Origin of the sequence: Photobacterium sp. GB-50 (genome assembly GCF_003026755.1) — a bacterium.
Lineage (GTDB): Bacteria > Pseudomonadota > Gammaproteobacteria > Enterobacterales > Vibrionaceae > Photobacterium.
Genome location: NZ_PYNX01000051.1, coordinates 1 through 1,056, shown reverse-complemented (window position 1 = coordinate 1,056; position 1,056 = coordinate 1). Strand labels below are relative to the sequence as shown.

The following is a 1,056-nucleotide window of genomic DNA, read 5'->3' as shown; positions in this document are numbered from 1 at the left end:
GTGCATCTTCGTAAGAAGTGGCAGTAACGATTTCGATAGTACGGCTTTCTAATTCAGCGATTAATGATTTAGTTGCACGATCGGCAAAGCTGTTTGGAGTAATGTTTTGGTGCTCAATAACGAGAGCGCGCATTTTATTAGTACTATTATTGTTGTTCATAATAACGCCTGAATAGAATGGTTGATTCTGATATATATCGATTTATAAGTGATATAAAGCAATAAAATATCTGGCAGAATTTATTGAGAATAAAATAAACAACCTCTTAATTAATATCACTATTAAAGGTAAGGGAATTGATGTTTATTATTTTTATTCTTACTACTTGTTTATTAACAAGTGATTTTTTGTATTTAAATTCGAGAAATTTAAATAATTAAAATATAACTCTTATTTTTAAGAATGATATTTTAAGTTGAATAGTTATCTTGTCTTCGAGGTATATAATGCGCTCTTTTCACAAAAATAAAACCATATAAACGGAATGAATTATTGCATTTTTACTAAAAAATAAGCCGATAAGTATCATTATTCGACCATGTTTTTTCATAAATCGTTCTCTAATGTTACCTTTGATGTCTCTTTTGAGGTTAAATCCTTTTTTTACAATAACTTATCTTTGTGTTGTCTGATGTCATATCAAATGCAAATAATGGCTATGTTTTTATTATGCAAAAATAATGAAAATAAATTCACACAAGAATGTGTATTTATTTTCGTAAGTGTAGGTAAAGTAAGATTTAATTTGTATTCCTCTTTATTTAGTCTAAGTAAACTCAGTGTGTGAGGAATATCTGGCATGATTTAAACGCATAAAAAAATCCCCACTCAATGAGTGGGGATTTAGGGTAGTCACGTTATCGACTTAGTCGATTATAGAGCGTCTTTTTTGATACAAAGAACGTGGTATTTACCGTCTTCGATCTCTGCGCCTTCAGTTTCGTGTTCGAAACCTGGGAATTCTGCATCCCATGCTTCTAGTGCTTTCAAGTACTGAATTTGAGGACTTGTTTCGTCACCGAAGTTTTCACCACCCATTAGCATTGGGATGCCTG

The 1,056-nt window shown here is 31.2% G+C and carries 1 protein-coding gene; it reads right to left on the bottom strand.

Annotation, left to right across the window (positions count from 1 at the left end; all coding sequences use genetic code 11):
- Positions 1 to 874: 874 nt before the first annotated feature.
- Positions 875 to 1,056, bottom strand: a 182-nt coding sequence (locus tag C9J41_RS21595; RefSeq protein WP_146144315.1) for a hypothetical protein, incomplete at its 5' end; no start/stop codon positions are given.